This window comes from Helicobacter pylori NCTC 11637 = CCUG 17874 = ATCC 43504 = JCM 12093 (assembly GCF_900478295.1).
GTDB classification, from domain to species: Bacteria; Campylobacterota; Campylobacteria; order Campylobacterales; family Helicobacteraceae; genus Helicobacter; species Helicobacter pylori.
Genome location: NZ_LS483488.1, coordinates 253,365 through 273,035 on the forward strand (window position 1 = coordinate 253,365; position 19,671 = coordinate 273,035).

At 38.2% G+C, this 19,671-nt stretch carries 12 protein-coding genes and 5 pseudogenes; 6 read left to right on the forward strand and 11 right to left on the reverse strand.

Annotated features, from left to right (window positions below; genetic code table 11):
• Nucleotide 1: 1 nt before the first annotated feature.
• The 11 genes and pseudogenes from hypF to DQL14_RS01290 form a co-directional block, all read right to left on the reverse strand.
• Nucleotides 2-2,254 carry a carbamoyltransferase HypF gene (gene hypF / locus DQL14_RS01240; RefSeq protein WP_162296904.1) on the reverse strand — a complete coding sequence of 751 codons (2,253 nt, stop codon included), beginning with the start codon at nucleotides 2,252-2,254 and terminating at the stop codon, nucleotides 2-4.
• Entirely contained in the window at nucleotides 2,251-3,243 is a 993-nt protein-coding gene (locus DQL14_RS01245) for an agmatine deiminase family protein (protein ID WP_108169565.1), read from the reverse strand. The genes hypF and DQL14_RS01245 overlap by 4 nt, the downstream gene beginning before the upstream one ends.
• Before the next feature lie 51 nt (nucleotides 3,244-3,294).
• Nucleotides 3,295-3,993, reverse strand: coding sequence for a DNA-methyltransferase (locus DQL14_RS01250; protein WP_108169566.1), 699 nt, complete (start codon nucleotides 3,991-3,993; stop codon nucleotides 3,295-3,297).
• The gene (locus tag DQL14_RS01255; RefSeq protein WP_108169567.1) at nucleotides 3,971-5,059 is read right to left on the reverse strand and encodes a DNA cytosine methyltransferase; all 1,089 of its coding nucleotides are present in this window, start codon (nucleotides 5,057-5,059) and stop codon (nucleotides 3,971-3,973) included. The genes DQL14_RS01250 and DQL14_RS01255 overlap by 23 nt, the downstream gene beginning before the upstream one ends.
• Nucleotides 5,056-6,282: an HNH endonuclease gene (locus DQL14_RS01260; protein WP_108169568.1), complete on the reverse strand. Its 1,227-nt coding sequence runs from the start codon at nucleotides 6,280-6,282 to the stop codon at nucleotides 5,056-5,058. The genes DQL14_RS01255 and DQL14_RS01260 overlap by 4 nt, the downstream gene beginning before the upstream one ends.
• Before the next feature lie 357 nt (nucleotides 6,283-6,639).
• On the reverse strand, nucleotides 6,640-7,671 hold the full coding sequence (locus DQL14_RS01265; protein ID WP_001180462.1) for a site-specific DNA-methyltransferase: 1,032 nt from the start codon (nucleotides 7,669-7,671) through the stop codon (nucleotides 6,640-6,642).
• Between the two features lie 9 nt (nucleotides 7,672-7,680).
• Nucleotides 7,681-8,462 (reverse strand): annotated as a pseudogene (locus tag DQL14_RS01270) (restriction endonuclease).
• 135 nt (nucleotides 8,463-8,597) lie between these two features.
• Nucleotides 8,598-8,690 (reverse strand): annotated as a pseudogene (locus tag DQL14_RS08805) (DNA cytosine methyltransferase); the annotation flags it as partial.
• Between the two features lie 64 nt (nucleotides 8,691-8,754).
• A pseudogene (locus DQL14_RS01280) lies at nucleotides 8,755-8,877 on the reverse strand (DNA cytosine methyltransferase); the annotation flags it as partial.
• A gap of 37 nt (nucleotides 8,878-8,914) precedes the next feature.
• Nucleotides 8,915-10,405, reverse strand: coding sequence for a sodium/proline symporter PutP (gene putP, locus DQL14_RS01285; protein ID WP_108169569.1), 1,491 nt, complete (start codon nucleotides 10,403-10,405; stop codon nucleotides 8,915-8,917).
• A 26-nt stretch (nucleotides 10,406-10,431) separates the two neighbouring features.
• Nucleotides 10,432-13,989 carry a bifunctional proline dehydrogenase/L-glutamate gamma-semialdehyde dehydrogenase gene (locus DQL14_RS01290; protein ID WP_108169570.1) on the reverse strand — a complete coding sequence of 1,186 codons (3,558 nt, stop codon included), beginning with the start codon at nucleotides 13,987-13,989 and terminating at the stop codon, nucleotides 10,432-10,434.
• A gap of 326 nt (nucleotides 13,990-14,315) precedes the next feature.
• Between DQL14_RS01290 and DQL14_RS01295 the strand changes: the two genes are divergently transcribed.
• From DQL14_RS01295 to DQL14_RS01340, 6 genes and pseudogenes are all read left to right on the forward strand, one after another.
• Complete coding sequence (locus tag DQL14_RS01295; protein WP_108169571.1) at nucleotides 14,316-14,525, forward strand: hypothetical protein; 210 nt, start codon at nucleotides 14,316-14,318, stop codon at nucleotides 14,523-14,525.
• Nucleotides 14,526-14,823: 298 nt separating this feature from the next.
• A pseudogene (locus DQL14_RS08570) lies at nucleotides 14,824-15,590 on the forward strand (M protein).
• Nucleotide 15,591: 1 nt separating this feature from the next.
• The gene (locus tag DQL14_RS01310) at nucleotides 15,592-16,365 is read left to right on the forward strand and encodes a centrosomin N-terminal motif 1-containing protein (protein WP_108169573.1); all 774 of its coding nucleotides are present in this window, start codon (nucleotides 15,592-15,594) and stop codon (nucleotides 16,363-16,365) included.
• 34 nt (nucleotides 16,366-16,399) lie between these two features.
• Nucleotides 16,400-18,828, forward strand: a pseudogene (locus DQL14_RS08575) (hypothetical protein).
• Nucleotides 18,825-19,394, forward strand: a complete 570-nt coding sequence (locus DQL14_RS01335; RefSeq protein WP_108169576.1) for a hypothetical protein — start codon at nucleotides 18,825-18,827, stop codon at nucleotides 19,392-19,394. The pseudogene DQL14_RS08575 and the gene DQL14_RS01335 overlap by 4 nt, the downstream one beginning before the upstream one ends.
• Nucleotides 19,395-19,409: 15 nt before the next feature.
• Nucleotides 19,410-19,670 carry a type VII secretion protein gene (locus tag DQL14_RS01340; protein ID WP_108169577.1) on the forward strand — a complete coding sequence of 87 codons (261 nt, stop codon included), beginning with the start codon at nucleotides 19,410-19,412 and terminating at the stop codon, nucleotides 19,668-19,670.
• Nucleotide 19,671: the final 1 nt, after the last annotated feature.

Here is a 19,671-nt window from a genome sequence, read left to right on the forward strand (position 1 = left end):
TTTATCCTTTTTTGATGATTGTAGGGTTGAAATACGCCATTAAGGCTTGACCGATAGGGATACTGCTATCGTTAGGAGGGAAATGCTTGTGGAAAAAATACTGCCTTTTTAGCCCCCTCAATCGTTTGGCTAATTGTTCGCACAACAATTGGTTACAAAACACGCCCCCACTGCACACCACCACATACTCTTTAAAAGGCGCAATCAAAGCGGTAATGATTTCTACTAGGCTGTTAAAAAATTTCTTAGCGATGCGTTCAGGCTCTAAAACGCCCAAATCCTTTTCAAACGCTTGATAAAAATCTTTTAAACCCACCACGCTGTTTTTGATTGTAAAAGGGTAAAAAGCACTCTCATCGCTTTGTAAGGCTAGATTTTCTAAAACCTGCCCGCTCTCGGCTTCAAAGCTAATCGTTCCTGTTAAACCCAAACTAAACGCTACTATATCAAACAAACGCCCTATGGAATTGGTAGCGACGCTTTGAATTTTTTTGTCATGCATTTGTTGGAAAATTCCTAATTCGTCTTCTTTAAAATGCTTTTGAACGCGTTTTAAAAGCTTGTTGAGTTGGTGTTTTAAAGCGATCTCTAAAACCAAGCGTTTAGGCTCTTTGATCGCTTTTTGCCCCCCTAAAAGCCAAAATTCTTCAAACCTAGCCACTTCTTCAATGCGTTCAAAATCCCCCACAAAACACTCCGCCCCATAAATCTTATTGTCATAAGCCCCACTCCCATCCCAGATGATACCTATAAAGGGGTGATTTAAATGCGGATCTTGTAACAATGCGTCTAAGACGCTCGCTAAAAAGTGGGCATGGTGGTGCTGGACTTGCAATAAGGGCGTATTAAGTTTAAAAGCCATTTTAGTGGTGGCGTAGTTTTGATGCTTGTCGCAAGCTAAGAGCGTGGGCTTGAAATCATAGGTTTTTAAGAAAAAATTCAAAGTTTCTTTAAAGTGTTTTTCATTTTCTAAAACGCTCAAATCCCCACAAAAAGGCGAGAGTAAAAGAACAGAAGTTTCGCTATCCAATAAGCTAAAATGCCCTTTTTGCTCCGCTCCAAGCGCTAAAATCTTTTTGGGCGAACCATTAGAGCGTTTGGGCAAAGTGAGATAAAGGGGGGCAAACCCTCTAGCCAAACGCATGGGGCGAATGATATTATCCACGCGCTGCACGATACTATCATCAATCCTGTGGATGATAGCACGGTTGTGCGTGAGCTTAAAATCAAAAATAAAATGAAGCGAATCGATTTCTTTTTCATCGCTTGCTAAAGGGATGGAGTTGAAATTCGCACTCGTGAACACAATAGGGAAATCCAATAAATCTAGTAATAAAGCATGCAAAGGGGTATAGGGCAAGATCACGCCATAAAAGGGGGAGTTTTTAGCGATATTGGGGGCTAATGGTGTGTCAGGTTTTTTACGCGCTAAAAGAATGGGGGCGCTTGCAGAAATTAAGCTTTCGCATTCTAATTCATTTAAAAACGCATGCTGCTTGGCTGCGTTTAGATCTTTAAACATGAGCGCAAAAGGCTTTAAGGGGCGGTTTTTTAAAAGCCGTAATCTTTCTATGGTTTGAAAATTTCTCGCATCGCACAAGAGAGCAAAGCCTCCCAAACCTTTAAGAGCGATGATTTTACCCTTTTGAATGTCTTTAGCGCATTCTAAAAGAGTGTCATCATTTTTGAATCGCTTATAAGTGAGCGCGATACCGCACTTTTTGCAGCTGATGCCTTGAATGTGGAATCGCTTGTTATGAGCGTCTTTATAAACGGATGTGCAAAATTTGCAGAGTTTGAAAGGTTTTAGGGCGGAGTTTTCTCTGTCATAGGGCATGGCGTTTAAAAGGCTGTATCTCGCCCCGCACTTCGCGCAAGAATTGAAAGCGTAATGAAAATAGGGGGAGTTTTTATCTCTAATTTCGCGCAAGCAATCCTCACACACGCCTAAATCTTTAGGGATTTGACTGAGCAAATTTAAAGGGTGGTTCTTGCTTTCTAAAATCCTAAAACCATTGAATTTTAGCGCCTTATCATAAGGGCTAATAATGATTTTTTCAACCAACGCTAAAGGGGGTAACCCTTTTTTTAGGGCGTTTAAAAAAGACTCTGTTTTGTGAGCGGGTAAGATGATCTCTAAAGCCGCTTGGGTGTTACGCACAAAGCCCACAAGCTCTAATTTTTGAGCTAGGGTATAAATAAAAGGGCGCATGCCCACGCCTTGAACCACGCCAAAAAGCGTGATTTTGTTCAATAAAGTTGCATCGTTACGCAATGCAAGCTTCCATGCTGTTTGATTAAGGTGTTGCAATCAACCCCTATCACTTCTAAGGGCGTGTGTTGTTTTAAGGTTTCTAAAATGAGCGCGTCTTTAGGGTCGTTATAAGTGGGAACGATGAGAGCGTCATTGCACAATAAAAAATTCACATAAGTTGCTGGCAAGCGTTGTTGGTTTTCATCAAAAATGGCTTTGGGGATTTCTAGGGGGATGAGTTTATAGGGCGTTTTGTCTAATTTTTTAAAGGTTTTTAATTCTTCTTGCATTTTTTTTAAGGCTGTGTAATGCTCATCGTTTTTATCTTCGCATGCGCTATAAACAATGGTGTCTTTATCCAAAAAACGAGCGAGCGTGTCGGTATGGCTATCCGTATCATCGCCCTTTAAATAGCCATAAGAATACCACAGCACTTGTTTAGCCCCTAATTCCTTTTTAAGCATGGTTTCTATTCCATTTTGATTCAAATGGGGGTTACGATTTTTTTCTAGCAGGCATTGGGTGTTGGTTAAAATGCTCCCGGCCCCATCGCTTTCTATGCTCCCGCCCTCTAAAACATAGGGCATCGTTTTTAAAGGGTGTTTTAAAAACCCTAAACTTTTGAGTTTGAAATTCACCTGATTGTCCAAATTAGACGGGTATTTTAACCCCCAGCCATTAAAACCAAAATCCAAGCACTCTAAAACGCCATGGTTTTCAATACTGATCGCTCCAAAATCCCTAGCCCATGTGTCGTTAGTGTCGACCTTTGCGATTTCTACACCCGGTAAATTTTTAAGCATCTCATAGCCGATAGTGTCGTTAGTATGGACGCACACTAACACTTTAGCGTGTTTGGCTATGGTTTGAATGATGTTTAAAAAACTTTCCCTAGCCTCTTTGATGCAATACGCCCAGTCGCTAAACTCATGGGGGAACGCCATTAGAATCGCTTGGATTTTTTCAAACTCCGCTAACATTCTTTTCATTAAAAATATCCTTTTAAATAACTATAACACAATCTCATTCAAATAGCGTTTTTAAAGCAGATTCAAACGCTTTTGTGCGGTTTGAAAATATTCTTTTTCTGATTCTATGCCGATAAAATTTCGTTCTAAATTTTTGCACGCTAAGCCGGTGGTGCCGCTCCCCATGAAAGGATCTAGCACGATGTCATTAGGGTTTGTGTGGATGGAAATGATTTTTTCCATTAAGGCTAGGCTTTTTTGCGTGGGGTGTTTCACTCTTTCAAACCCGCTCACCACAGGGCTTTTTAAAATCAAGGGCCGTAAATATTTTTCATTTTTGGGTTTGTTAAACACCCATTTGGCTTTCTTTTTAACCGCCCATAAGGCAAATTCCGTGTCTTGGACATAGCGCCGGTGGATATTTCTTGGCATGGGATTATTTTTAACCCATTGGATAAAGTCTTTGACTACAAAGCCGTTTTCTTCTAAAAAATCAGCGATATAGCTTATGAATCTGTAAGAGCAAAAAATAATTATGCAGCCGTTTGGATTGACTAAGGGGGCGTAGCGCTTGATCCATTCTAAAAGCTTGAAATTTTTATCCCATTCCCCAAAATCTATGCCTTGCCTTTTAGCGCTCTTTAGGGTGGAAAAATTGTTTTTAACCGAAATGTTATAAGGAGGATCCGTGATGATCGCATCCACTTTTAAATTTTGCTGGTAAAAATCTTTGATGATTTCAAAAGCGTCAGCGTGATGGATTTGTATCATTTTCTTTTAAGCTTTTTAAGATCGCTTTGCCTAAAGCTAGGGCTAGAAGAGGAGGCACAGCGTTACCGATTTGCTTGCAAACGCTCGTTTTATTGCCATAAAAGATATAATTATCGCTAAAACTTTGTATCCTGGCGGCTTCTCTGGGCGTGATAGAGCGGTGCAATTCAGGGTGGGAGTTGGTGCCATTACTGGGAGTGTCAAAGCGTGTGTCTATGGTGGGGCTGATTTTATTCCAATTCAAACGCCCCCATGTGCTTTTGAATTGCTGTTTGCCATGCAAGTTTTTAGGCAAGCATTCTTTGCCTTGCTCTTTGTCAATGAGCTTTAATTTCTCTAAAGCGGCTTGGGAGTGGTTGGTGGCTTGATGGTTGTATAATTTAGGGCTATTTTTTCGCATCAAGGCTTGATAGCTTGATTGGATAGGGTTTAAATAATCGCTCTCAAACGCCCCCTCATTAGAACAAAGATAGGCTAAATCGCTTATCGCATCTTGAACATTCACGCTTTGAGAAGGCTCTAAAAGATTGAAATCAAAACTGAAACGACTAGCCCCAACAATAAAAGCCCTCTCTCTGTTTTGAGGCACGCCATAATCTTTAGCGTTTAGGATTTGATAGCTTAATTGATACCCTAAAGCGTTCAACCTTTCTTTAATTTCTTCTAAAAAATAGCCTTTAGCGCAAGAGATAAGGTTTTTCACGTTTTCAATGATAAAAATTTCTGGTTTTATGGCTTTCACTATTTCTATATATTCTAAGAATAAAAAATTCCTAGGGTCTTTTAGCCCTAAATTTTTCCCTTTATTAGAAAAGCCTTGACATGGAGGCCCGCCAATGATCATGTTAACTTCTAATGTTTGGGCTAGTTTGATGACTTTTTCTTTAATTTCAGCTTGAGTGATGTCCCCACAAACGCCTATAGCGTTTTTATGGTTGTTTTCAAAAGTGATTAGGACTTGTTTATCGCAATCTAGCCCTATTAAAGCGTCAAACTCTTCTAAACGCTCTAACCCAGCGCTAAAACCCCCAGCCCCACAAAACAAATCTAAAATTTTATAACTCATTTTAAGCTTTCATAAATACGATCAATAAGCGTTGGAAAATCATCGGTTTCAAAACGCAATTGCGCAAACTCTAAGTTGTCTTTATTGTGGTTTAAAATGTTTCTAATCAAGCGTTTTTGAAACTCTTCTTCGCTAGATCCTTTTTTTAAAGCCCTATGACAAGCGGGGCAAAGTTTAGCAAGATTTGCTAAAACATCTAATTCTTGGTCTTTGCCTAAAGAAATCACATGGTGTATTTCAGTGTAGTAGGAATCGGGATTTTGAGTGATTTTATACAAAGGTAAAGAAATAAAACTCCTTTCTTTAATGTCATAATCACCACAACATGCGCTACAAACATTAGGCGTTGAAATACGATAAAAATTGATGATTTTGCTATCTCGTCTAAACTCCTCACTCTTTTGAATCCATCCTAACTGCTCCCTTAATCTTTCAATGCTTTTCTTATCTAAATCTTGTTGATAAACACTTTTCAAATAAAAACGAACGCGTCTTATAAAGCTATTGCCACGATACTTTGTTCTTGGCGGATAGCTTAATTTATAATAAATGCCATCATGAGCAAGAGTGGTTTTAAAAACATGTTCAGCGATTCGCGCTTTATAAGGGTTAAACAGACCGATATGGTGTGAATACCAATCTAAATAAATCCTGAATTGAGCGTTTCGTTGGTTAATGCCTTGCGCGTATTCAGGTTGTAATTCCCTAAAGTTGAAATTCAGCGCTTCGCTAGGGATATTGAAAAAATCAATTAAATAATGGAACTTTTTAAACTCCAAAGGGCTATGAAAGAAGTAATCTGAAGTCAAAAAGTTTCGTTGCGTATCAATGCTGCCCCTGCTTTCAAAAAAGCCGCTTAAAAAGCGTTTTTGATTGGGGGTCATTGAATGGGAGCGGTTAAAAAAATCGTTGTCTATGAGCGAGTTTAAAAGTTTCTTGTAAAAAGCGTTTTCGTCTAAATGCAAGTCGTTTTCTAAAATGAAAACAAAAGTTCCTTTGATTTTTGTAACGCTTTCTTGATTGGATTTCCAAATTGGATGCTTGCTTAAAGTGTTGAGAGCGTTTAAAACCTGCGCTTTGCTTTCTTCATAGCCATGGACAGATTTTGAAGCCTTGTAAGAATACACCCTATAAATACGATCATTTTTAATTTGAAAACGGCTCAACAACACCCCTAAATTAAAGGGGTCAATATTGTCATTTAAAAAGTGAGAAACAAGCAACAATAACCTTTCATTTTTTAAAGGATTATAAAATAGCGCTCATTAGTTTTTGTTTAAAGGTTTTATCATACTGCTAACAGAGCATGATTTAAAAGAATCTCAATCTAAGCTCTCATCAAAGAGTTTTAAGTTAAAAGACTTACGATATTGAATAAGCGCATAATTGGATTTATTAGGAGTGTCATTTAAATTTTTAAACACATCGTAGGGCTTTAGCATTTAAAAATAGGTTTGCAAAAGAATACAATCATATCAATTAACATGTGAGTTTTTTGACTCCATTTAAAAGAACACAAGTTTAGGTATAAAGAAAACTTGTATCAAGTCTTATTGGAGTTATTCTGACCCAATACGATTCTAAAAAACAAGGAAATCATAAAAATTTTGAGAAACAAATAAGTCTTTTGTTATTGTTTCAAGCTTGTTTTTGCAAGCTTGGATAGCTAAATTGGAATTATCAATGCCTATAAATTTTCGTTGCAATAAAAACGCAGATTTTAAAGTTGTTCCAGAACCACAAAAACAATCTAAAACAATGCTATCTTTATTAGAAGAGGTTTTAATGATTAAGTCTAATAATTGAGCGTTTTTTTCTGTAGGGTAGCTTGGATATTGTGGGTCTTTAAATTCCCAGATGTCTTGGACTCTTTTGCCAACTTGTTCTAAGGCATAAATTTTTTTTCTAGGGTTATTATTGTTAGAATACTCAATCAAGCCTTCTTTGTCCCAACGCTCAAGTGTGGCAACATCAGTGCGCCAATGCCGCCCTTTTGGAGGTAGCATACCTTTAAATGCTTTAGAACATTCGCCACTTTCTACTTCTCCTGGAGCATGTATTGGAACGGTAGTGTAACGCCTTTTATCTTTGTCAATTTTAGGGAATCGTTTTTCTAAATCTTGTGGAGTATAAGGAATCTTAGGTTCGTTAAAAATGGGATTTTTTCCTTTGGAGTAAAATAAAATCATATCTTTTATGTTGCCATAGCCCATCCTTTTAAAATTTTTAGGATTGCACTTTATACGTGTGATTTCATTTCTAAAATTTTGTATGCCAAATATTTCATCTAACATCACCTTAACATAATGCCCTATCTTACAATCTGTATGCACATAGATAGAGCCTTGTTCTGAAAGCAATTCTTTAAGCAATACCAGGCGTTGCTTTAAAAATTCTATAAAATCCATACCCACTACTTTGTCGCTATAAGCAATATCGCCATTCTTAGAATTGCTAATTGTGGTTGCTCTACCATTTGTGATAGTAAAATGGTTGTTTGTAGCAAATGGAGGGTCAATATATATCAAATCTATTTTTCCTTTTAGGTTTTTATCATTCAATAAAAAAAGTAGAGCGATTGCATTTTCTGCTTGTATTAATAAGTTTTGCATTTCTCTCATTTAAATTTGATATAAAAATTCTCGTAACACTAACGCGCTCATAATATTATAGTTTCTATAAGTAGTATCTAGTAATTTACGCATTTTATTATTGCTTTCAATATATAATACGCCATCTAAAATAGCCACTTTAATTGCTTTGATGTTGGGCGTTTCAATTGTGCTAATAGCGTCGTTAAATTGAGCGTTTTGGTGTCCTCCAAAATCAGTTAAAATTTAGCTTCGCCAATAATATATTTTTTGTTAAATCTTGCCACAAAGTCTAGCCCTTTATGATGGTGATAATTTAAATGAGATTTGGCAAATTCTGCCATGATATTATCGCTTGCTCTTAAAATGGCATCGTTTTCATTCGCTATAAAATCATTTAAATCTACAGGCTCAACACCTAAAGATTTATTATTGAGCCAATCTTTAAACATAGGACCGATTTGGCGGTTTGTTTCTTTTGGCTCACTGCATTTTTCAAAAATTTTATTAAGCCCCATTTCATACAATCTCCCACAAATACGATTGATTGTTCTTGGATTGCGTTCTAAGGCACTTTTATCCCGTTTTAAATAGGCAATGTAACTATCTTTAATAGGAAATAAATCTAAATTAAGCAATTCAGTTATTAAGGCTAAATTGTCTTTTTGTTTAAAATGATATTCAATATTAGACCAAATCTTTGAATCAATTTCTCTCAAACCTTCTGGAATTGTAGGATATACTTGAAACAAGTCATCCAAATAGGAGCGTTGATTAGCGTATTCTATGCTTAGCTTTGTCCAATAATTCACCAATTTAACCTTTTTGAAAAATAGTTTCACTGCATGGATTGTAACAAAAATATTGCTTAAATTTCTAAAAACAATTTTAGGATAAGAAGTGTTTTTGATTGAAAAATAAGTTGTTAAAGTTCGCTATTTTATCAAATAAATACAACCATTTTTAATTTGGAAACGGCTCAACAACACCCCTAAATTAAAAGGGTCAATATTATCATTTAAAAAGCGAGAAACAAGCAACAATAACCTTTCATTTTTTAAAAGGATTATAAGATAGCGCTCATTAGTTTTTGTTTAAAGGTTTTAGAATGCTATCTAAAATTTCATTGGTAGCAACGCATTCAAACCCTTCTTCTAAAAGCCCATAGCACCCCACTCCTGCCCCAGAAAATAAAGAAATATAGGTTAAGGTTTGATCAAAGAGCATAGGGGGATTAGGGATTAAATTAAACTCATTTGAAGCATTAATGTTTCAAGCTTTCAATTTCTTTAAGCATGGTTTCAAAAGCCTCTTTAGTGCCTGCTCGCACGCTAGAAAACAAACTAAACACCACAATGGCTATGCTCGCCACAATAAAACCCGGAACGATTTCATAAATATCCAAAAAGCTTTTGCCGAATTTATCGTATAAAATCACCGTGCTAGCCCCAGAGAGCATGCCAGCAATCGCGCCAATGCGCGTCATTCTTGACCAAAAAAGCGAGAATAAAATCACAGAGCCAAAACTCGCGCCAAAGCCAGCCCATGCGTAACTCACGATGCTAAGGATGCTAGCGTTTCTATCCGTTGAAATGAAAAAAGCGATGCAAGCCACCCCTAAAACCGAAAGCCTAGAAATGACCATCACTAGTTTTTGGGGGGCGTTTTTATTGAAAATCGTCGCATAGAAATCTTCAGCAATGGTAGAAGAGCTTACAAGCAGTTGCGAACTGGCCGTACTCATCACCGCCGCTAAAATCGCGCTCAATAAAATGCCTGTGATCCAAGGGTTAAAGAGCAATTGACTCATCACAATGAAAATCTTTTCAGGGTCTTGTAAGCTCAAATCAAATTTATGCACATACGCAACGCCTAAAAGCCCCATAACGCATGCCCCAATCAAAGAAATAACCATCCAAGAAATCCCAATAGTGGTCGCTTTAGGCACATCTCTAATGGAGCGGATAGACATGAAACGCACTAAAATATGGGGTTGTCCAAAATAGCCTAACCCCCAAGCAAGGCTTGAAATAATGGCGACTACGCTAGAGCCTTGCAAGAAAGAAAGGTTTTCAGGCTTGATCTCTCTAATGATCTTAATCCCCTCTCCAATCCCTCCAAGATGGATTATCATAACGATCGGCACCACGATTAAAGCGCTCATCATCAAAAGCCCTTGAATCAAATCCGTCCAACACACCGCCTTATACCCCCCTAAAAAGGTGTAAGAAACAATGATCAGCGTGCCAATGCTTAAAGCGTAGTTGTATTGAATGCCAAAGGTCGCTTCAAAGAGTTTAGCCCCACTCACCAGCCCTGATGAAATGTAAAAAATAAAAAAGATTAAAATCACAAAAGCTGAAATCAAGCGCAAGATGTGTTTGTCATCGCTAAAGCGCGTTTCAAAATAATCTGAAATGGTGATGGAATTAGCGATCACGCTCGTATAAATGCGTAAGCGTTTAGCCACAAAAACCCAGTTAATGAGTGCACCCAAACTCAACCCTATGGCGATGTGCGAGTTGATTAAGCCCCCCACATATAAAGCTCCCGGTAATCCCATTAAAAGCCACCCGCTCATATCGCTCGCTCCCGCGCTCAAAGCGCTAATCACAGGCCCCATAGAGCGATCGCCTAAGAAATAATCTTCAGTCGTTTCATTTTGTTTGTAAAAATAAAAACCAATATAGAGCATTAACAGCGAATAAACGATAAACATCGTAACAATAGGGGTGCTTAAAACAACATGTCCCATTTTGATCTCCTTATTTAATACAATATTTATTTTTCAGCACAACATGAATTGCGGCAAGGGTGTTGCCTTAAAACCCTTGAGCCTAAATTCCCGTAACGATGATAAGAAATGCTAATCGATCGCTCTAAGTGGTAATACAGCAATTCAAAACGCCCATTCAAGCAGGGTTTAGCCGTGGCTAAAACCATCCCTAAAGCGCTCGCTTGTTCGTGCAATAAATCCAAATCGCTTTTGAGATAACGGACACGATTGAAAGCGTTCAACTTCTCGCTAAATTTTTGCAAGCTTTCATAAACGATAGGGGCGTTTGCTTGGAGTGCTTTTAAGCATTCTAAAAAAAAGGTTAAATCTTTGTTCGCTCGTTCGTTTTCTATGCTGAGCGTTAAAGGGATTTGAGAGATTAAACACGCTAGAGCCACGCCTAACATGTCGCTTAAAGTGTCCTTTTCGGTGATGCGATAGCCCACGCTTTTAACTTTAGTGTAGGAAAAGAGGTTGTCTTCGCCTCTGATTTTGACATAGTCTTTAGTTTGGCTGAATTCATGCTTGTAATGATAAGCGTAGCTCTTTGCCATAAAAATCGCGTGCTTCAACTCATGCGTATGCTCATCATAGCCTTTTTGAGTCAAGCCCTCTAAAGCTTCGCTTAAGGGGTTTTTTAGAGCGTTTTCATCTTCTTCTTCTTGGTGGATACCCACAAATTGCGTGATATAGTTAAAAATGCCCACCTTCCTCCCAAACCCCACAGCGGATTTTTTAACCCCTCCAAAAGGCTGGCGCAAAACGATCGCTCCTGTGGTGGGTTTGTTGATATAGATATTACCGGCTTCAATGCGTTCTAAATAATATTCCCACTCCCTTTCGTCCAAAGACTCTAACGCGCTAGTCAGCCCGTAACCGGTAGAATTGACTATCTCTATCGCTTCGTCTAAATCTTTTGCTTCCATCACGGATAAAATGGGCGTAAAAAGCTCAGTTTGGTGCGTGAAATCGCCTTTTTTGGTGCCGTATTTGATGCTTGGCTTCATCAAATAGGGGTTATCATTGACAAAGCTTACCGGGATTTCGTAATTTTCATAGCTTTTCAATTCATCTATGGCTTTGATGACCTTTTCATTGGGCTTGTCCGCTAGAGTGCCGATTTTGTTTTTGAAATCAAAAGGATCGCCCACGCTAAGGCTTAAAGTCGCATCTATTAGAGTCTTTTTAAAGTTCTCATCTTCATAGACTTCTTTTTCCAACACTAAAAGCGAAGTGGCGGAGCATTTTTGCCCCGAATTGCTAAAAGCTGAATGGATAACATTCTTAATCGCCTGGTCTCTGTCTGCCATTTTGCTCACAATGGTGGCGTTTTTACCGCCTGTTTCAGCGCTCAAGGCTAAAGTGGGGTTAGCTTTTAACATTTTATAAGCGGTGTCTTCGCCCCCTGTTAAAACGGCAAACTGGATGCTTTCATCTTTTAAAAGGTGTTCGCTAATATCGCTCCCTTTAGAGGGCAAGTAAATGAGCGCATCTCTAGGCACGCCCGCATCCCAAAAGCACTCACAAAGCTTATAACCCGTTACGCTAGACAAACTTGAGGGCTTGTAAATCACCCGATTGCCCGCAGCTAGGGGGGCAGCGATAGTGCCTACAGAAATGCCCACAGGGAAATTCCAAGGGGCAATGACCACACCCACGCCTTTAGGGGTGAATTTCGTTTTTTTATTTTGCTCTTGCAACACCCTTAAGCTGTAAGGATAAAACTCTAAAAAGTCAATGGCTTCGCTCACTTCAGCGTCCGTTTCAGCGAAAGTCTTACCCACTTCTAAAGCCGAAATCCCTACTAAATCGCCTCTTCTTTCTCTAAAAAGCTGAGCGGTTTGACTCAATAAAGCATGGATTTCTGTGAAGCTTTTTTGACTGAAATGACTCTTATCGCTTTTAGCCACTTCTAGGGCTTTTAAAATCGCTTCCTTATCCGCTAAATGCACACTAGCGATTTTTTTATGATGGATTCTATCAAAGACTTCTAAAGGGGTTAAATTAGGATCTTCAAACCTCCCATCCATCTCTGGGTAAAGCTCTAAAATAGGGGCGTTATGCATTTTCTCGCGCACTTTTTTAGCCCATTCTCGGTTGGCTTTTAAAATAAAATCGGTATCGCTTTCGTTTTTAAAGGAGTGGTTTGGGTAAGTGGTATGCCCGCTTTGTTTGGCGTTCCTATCTTGAGTCCTGTGGGTGGCGTTGTCTAAAGTAGCGATTCCTTTAAGGCTGTTTAAAAAGCGTTGTTCTTGGTCTTTCCATTCGCTCGTGCCTACTTTGAGGTTGAAGAAAGCTTTCATGAAATTATCGCTTGAGGTGTTTTCATCTAGTCTCCTCACCAAGTAAGCGATCGCATTGTTAAAATGTGCTTCATCGCACACCGGCGCATAAAGAATGAGTTTGTGCATCTCTTTTAGTTCCTGGCTCGCTTGCAAGCTCATGCCCTCTAGCATTTCAAAGCTGAAATGCTCTAACACAACAGGGTCGTTAAGGGCATGGATGCGCGTATAAACGTAAGCGATTTCAAAAATATTGTGGCTCGCTGCACCGATATGAATGTATTTATAATTATCGCCCTCTAAAACAAAATCCAGCATTTTATTGTAATTAGAGTCGGTGTCTTGTTTATTAGAAAATGTGGGTAACGCCCAGTCTTTCACGGAAGCGATCGTCTCTTCGCTCTCCATGTTCGCTCCCTTAACAAAGCGGATTTTAATGGGCTTTAACCCTTTTAAAACCCTTTCTTTAGAAAAAGCATGCAGTTTTTTCAAATATTCATAAGAATCAGGGATATAAGCTTGCAACACAATACCGGCGTTCAAATCAAATTTAGCGATGGATTCCATAAAAGACTCCACCGTAAGCTCTAAATCCCTAAATTCCTCCATATCCAAATTAATAAATTTAGGCATGCCTTGCTTTTTTTCTTCTTCTAAAGCTAGGGCATAAAGAGCGTCTAAGCGTTTGACAATCTCTTTTTTAGAGTATTCAAAATCAAGGATATTGATTTGAGAAAAAATCGTCGTGATTTTAATGGAAATGTATTGGATGTAGTTGGATTTTAGGGCTTGAGAGTATTTTTCAAAACGCGCACTAGCTTCTTCTTCGCCTAAAACCTCTTCGCCAATAAAATTCACATTCAAAATGATTTTTTCATTTTTTCTTTTTAAAATCCGCTCTTTTAATTGGCTCTCTTCTTGATCCAAGACCATCGTTTTCGTGTCGCTTCTGATTTTATTGACAAAGAAAGGCACGCTCATATCAGGGAGCATTTTCCCAAAGCTTAAAAACCCCATTAAAAGCAATTTTTCAAACGGAGAAAAAATCTCACGGCTTTTGTATTTGTCCAAAACATGCTCAATCATTTCAAAGCGGGCTTTATTGTCCAGGCATCTAAAACTCCGATCCATAAGCTCTATGAGCATGACTTTGTTTTCAGGGTTGTTTAAAAGCTTTTGCATTTTAGAGTGGAACGCTTTTTCTTGCTCGCTCAAATGGTTACTGATATTATCTTGCAGTTTTTTAGCTAATTCTAGTGAATCGTCAATGATTTTTTGCATGAGCTTACCTTTTATTTAAGAATTTGGCTTGATTGTAGCATGTTTTAAGCGGGTGGCTTTAAGTCTTGTGGGTTGGTAATGTTTTTTAATTTTAAATTTTGTTCTAGCGGTAATTAATTCTCATTCCAACCTGTTTGAGTTTATCACGCATTTTTACACAATGATAAAAATTTGAGTGATAATTTGTATTGTTTTTAGCTTCATTTACTTTTCGTTTAATAATAAATTATATCATTCGCATCGTGTAATTTAAAGTTTAGCTTATTCAATTAAACGATTTTAAATTAAACGAATTTATAACAAATTTTACAAACAAAGGATATAAAATGAAAACAATTAAAAATGGTATGATGATTGGCACACTCGGTGCGTTGTTATTGAGCGGTTGTTCTAGCTTTGATACTCAGCGTTTCGCTTGTCTTCCTAAAGACCATTCTCTAAAAAACGCTTCTACAAAAAAAGAAGCGCAATACACGCCTAAGGGCTTTTTTGACCCTTATTCTTCTAATTTAAACCACTGGGATTCTACATTCTAGGGGTTTATAAAGAGGGGGCCAAAAAGGGGCAAAAAAAGGGGGGGATAATAAAGCTCATTTTAAGTTTTCTCAAATTACAATAACAACCTTTTTAACATTGATATAAGATAAAAGGAGATATTCTTATGAGTGGTGCTCATATTGTAGAAAACACGAATACAGAAAATACGAATATTTCAAGAACGACTGCTTCCACCCCCCCCCCAATAATGAAGAGCTTTTAAAACTTGTTGGAGATCTTACAGATCGCTTTAAAAAATTAGAAATCCAATTAGAAGACCTTGAACCCCTTATCAAAATCTCTCGTTGTGTAGGTTGCTTTTTTAGAAAATCCTCTAACGACACCCAAGAAAACCCAAAAGACGCTCAGGGAAGAGAGGAAGCGCTTAAAGCCCAAGAAGAAAACGCCAAACTAAATAGAGAAAGAAATGATCTAGCTAGAGAAAAAGATAAGTTAGCTAGCCAAAACACCGCTCTAACCACAGAAAAAGATAAACTAGCTGACAAAAATAAAGAGTTAGATGATCAAGTTGGCTTATTAAAAGAGCAAATAAAATCGTTAGAACAATCTCAGCAAGTTTTAGAAAATGAAAACACTGATCTAACTAACAAGATCGCCGAGTTATCAAAAGAAAAAGACAAGTTAGAGCAAAAACACGCTCCATACAAAAAATTAGAAAACTCTATGAAGTCTTTTTGGAAGTCAAAGGGTGCTTGAATTTTAATTTTGTAGCAACAACTCACAGCGCAATGGATTTGATCGCATACGTTCTTAGCGATAGCAAATACTATTTAGAAAGCCTTTATAACAAAGCGAGCCAAGAATTAAGCGATAAGAAGAGCGATAAAGGCGAAAAATTAGCTGAATTGTTTGATTTGCTTTTTGAATATATTAAGGATAAGAAATTTGAGCGTTTGAAAAAACCAAGCACTTATGACTATTCATGCAAAACGCTATACCCAGAGCAAAACACTTCTCAAAAGATGCAAAGAGTGGTCTTAATCGGCTATACATACGACAAAAAAACACCACCATATTATACTATCGTGGATATGGGATCATAAAATGGGAACATTCATTGAAAAATGTTTTGGCTTCTATCAAATAAGAGAAGAATTAGAAGCTCGCATCGGTGGGTTAGAAGATGAAAACGAAAACTTAGCTGTAAAAATCAGTGGGTTAGAAAACTCTAACGATCAATTATGGCAAGCTAAAGAAAATCTAACTAAAGCAAACGCCGAGCTGAAAACCGAAAAAGAAAATCTAAACAATCAGCTTAATGCATCACAAAAGCAAGTGACAGAGTTAGAACAATCTCAGCAAGTTTTAGAAAATGAAAACACCGATCTAACTAACAAGATCACCGATTTATCAAAAGAAAAAGAAAATCTAACTAAAGCAAACGCCGAGCTGAAAACCGAAAACGACAAGCTCAACCACCAAGTTATCGCGCTCACCAAAGAGCAGGGTAGTCTCGAACAAGAGCGAGCGCAATTGCAAGATGTGCATGGGTTTTTAGAAGAATTATGCGCTTATTTAGAAAAAGAAAACCAACACCTAACCGACAAACCCAAAAAGTTAGAAAGCGCTCAAAAAGATTTAGAAAACTCTAACGATCAGCTATTACAGGCTAAAGAAAACATAGCCGAAGAAAAAACAGAATTGGAGCGAGAAATGGTGCGCCTGAAGAGCTTAGAAGCCACAGACAAAAGCGATCTGGACTTGCAAAATTGGCATTTTAAAAGCGTAATAGAGGATCTCAAACGCCAAAACAGAAAATTAGAAGAAGAGAACATGGCGCTCAAAGAGAGGGTTGATGGCTTGAAAGAGCAACCCTAAAAAACAACCAAAACCACAATAAAGGAGAAATATCATGGTAACACCCTTAAAAAGTTTAAAACTGCCTATTGGCCACCCGTTAGTAGAGATTTTGTGCGAGCTGTCTTTAAACAATAAAGCCGCATTCAATGAAAAAGCTACGATTAATTTCAAAAAAGAAGTGTCAGAAGAAGAGAAAATCAAGTTCAAGCAAGCGTTAAGGGTGCTTCATGCGATTGTCAATAATGAGGCTTCTTTAAGGTATCTTTCTGATGAGAATCAAAAATTCCTAGAGGGTTTAGCTCAAGCTGAAAAGATCACTAATGAGCAAATAGAAAAAGCCTTAGAGATCGTTTCTTATAGCGATGTGGATGTGGATTTTGAAAAGTTTAAAGAAAAGATGCTCAATGTGGATCACATAGCGGTAGGCCTTAAGAGTTATAGTCAAAGCCAATTGCTTGATTTAAACGGAGGGAATTGGGATTTATGGGTGCCTAGCTTGTCTAAAGAAAGCGTAACCTTTAGGTTTGATAATTTAGACTCTAACGGCAAAGAAGAGAATTTCTATGCCCGTTCAAGTTTGAAAGACTTAAACAAGCAGGGTGTTGTCGCTATTGACTTTGGGACTAAAAGCACGACTGCAGCCTACATGGATAACAACGGAAAATACCGCTTGCTCTCTATTGGCGGGCTAGTAGATGATGCGAGCCCAGAAAAGTTTGAAAACCCTACGATCGTAGAGTTCAGATACAGAAAAAAATTTATTACAGAATACGACGCGCTAGATCACCGCCCTTTCACAGAAAAGAACGATATAGAAGTGGCGCATGAAGCCCAAAAGAATGCTGCAGGCGTTAAAGGCAATGATTTGTATCGGTTTTTTTCTTAATTGAAGCAATGGGCTGGAGCGGATGAAAAACGGAATTTTAGGGATTTAGAAGAGGATTTTTCTTTAGAAAGCTTCACTCATTGCACGGATTTTAACCCCATAGAAATCTATGCTTACTACATTGGCCGTTGCATCAACAACATGCACAATGGCGTGTTTTTGAAATACTTTTTATCCTATCCCATCAAGTATGAAAAGCATCAGGCTGAAAAAATCAGAGAAAGTTTTGAAAAAGGCTTGAAAAAATCCTTACCCAGGCATGTTTTTGACGATGAAAAAACGGCTAAAACGTTCAAAGTGGAATTAAAAGCGAGCGAGCCTTGCACGTATGTCATTAGCGCTTTAAAAAGCTACGGGTTTGATAAATCAGCAAAATTAGACAAGCCCATTTATTTACGGGGTGTTTGATTTTGGGGGTGGGACGACGGATTTTGACTTTGGCAAATGGGAAAAAAGCGCCAATCCCAAATTCCTTTACAAAATGACGCATTTTAGCAGTGGAGGGGATAAGTATTTAGGCGGTGAAAATTTATTGGAATTGTTGACTTTTGAAGCGTATGGCCAAAATTTTCAAACGCTAAAAGAAAAAGACATTGCCATCGCTAAGCCCAACTATGACAGGATCGATACGCAACGCTTTGGATCTTTTATGCAAAACTCCAATACAGCGCGCTTGAATTTGCAAGAGATTGCTTCTAAATTGCACCCTTTTTTAGAGAATCTAGATGCTAATATCATAAAGCGATAGAAGAAAATGAAGAGTTTGAGATAGAAGGCTTTGAAAAGGAATTTAAAATCCAGCTGTTTGATAGGAATGGGGAAATTTAACATCAGTAGAAGACTTTAAAGTGGATTGCAAAGAGCTTTTAAAATTCTTAAAAGACAAGATAGATGACGGCGTTGCCAACTTCTTTGCCGGATTTTCTAAAGTGATGGCTGAAAATATTGATGATCAGTGTCGGGCGTTTCATATTTTCTTAGGAGGGAATGCTAGCAAATCGGTGTTGGTCAAACAAGCGTTTGAAAACGCTAAAGAAGAGCAGCTCAAAGCTTACAAGCAAAAGACTTCTAAAGATGATTTCACATTCATTCTTTATGAGCCGCTAGGCACAGAAGCCTCAGACAAACAGATTTTAGAGCTTACGGGAGAAGACGTTTCTAAGATCCCGCCTTATTTAAAGCCCACTTGCAAAACCGGTGTGGCTTTTGGGCTTTTAGAAAGCAGACCCAAAGCAGGCGGGATTGAAAGGCCCTCTATAGATTCCAATCCTGTGTTTAAATACGATTTAGGTATTGAGAGAGAAGGGAAATTCCACACTAGAATCAGTCGGGATTCTTTAAAGCCTAATGAATACCAGATTTTCCAAACTAAAGAGGAATGGGGAGGCTTTGATGGGTTAGAGATACGCTACAGCGATAAACCTCTCGCCAACACCAACACTTTAGACATTGAAGACACACAACTGATTTTCATAGCGTTAGAAGAGCATGAAGAAGTGGATGTGAAAGTGTGCTGTGTGGATTCACAAAGCATTAAAGTGGGGCTGTTTAAAGATAACCAATTAATCTATGAAAGCGAGGCAGAAAAATTATGATGAGTAAGAACGCGTATGCGTTTGTCGTGATTGAAGAAAGCGTTATGGTGTTTAAACACACCAAAGATGAGGGGCTAATGCCTATCTTTGAAGGCTTTGTGCCTTTAAAAGAGGGCTTTTTGAAAAGCTTTAAAGAGCGTTGCAATTTGGAATTTTTAGAAAATTTAGACCTTTTGTTTTTGTATGACAAACCATCCGCGCATGAGATTTTTTCCTTGTGTAAGGAGCTGAAAAATTCCATCTGGGACAGGAAGCTTGTGGTGGCGCTAGTGGAGGCTTTAGAGGGGTTTAAGGATTGGAATTTGTCGCTTAAAATAGAAGACAAGCGTTCTAACAGCTTGGGTAATGGCACCAAAAAATTGCTCACCAACGCTGATTTAGGGAGCAGCCATAAAGCAATCGTGATAGACAGCATGAAAACATACCACCAAAGCCAGCAAGAAAAATACAAAAGAGAAAGAGGCGAAACGCTAGAAGTTCGCCCCACAACACCCCCTAGCTATGGGGGTGGGAGCATTAGAATCAGCGGCGATAAAAAGCCTGATTTTGATGAAGAAAATTTTTAAAAGAAAGGACAACCGATGAGCAGAGTGCAAATGGATACCGAAGAGGTCAGGGAATTTGTAGGGCATTTAGAACGCTTTAAAGAGTTACTAAACGAGGAAGTGAACAGCTTGAGCAACCATTTCCATAATTTAGAATCATGGCAAGACGCTAGGAGAGACAGATTTAGCGAGGTGGTGGATAACTTGAAAGGCACTTTCAATGAATTTGATGAAGCCGCGCAAGAGCAAATCGCATGGCTTAAAGAGAGGATTAGGGTTTTAGAGCAAGATTATTAAG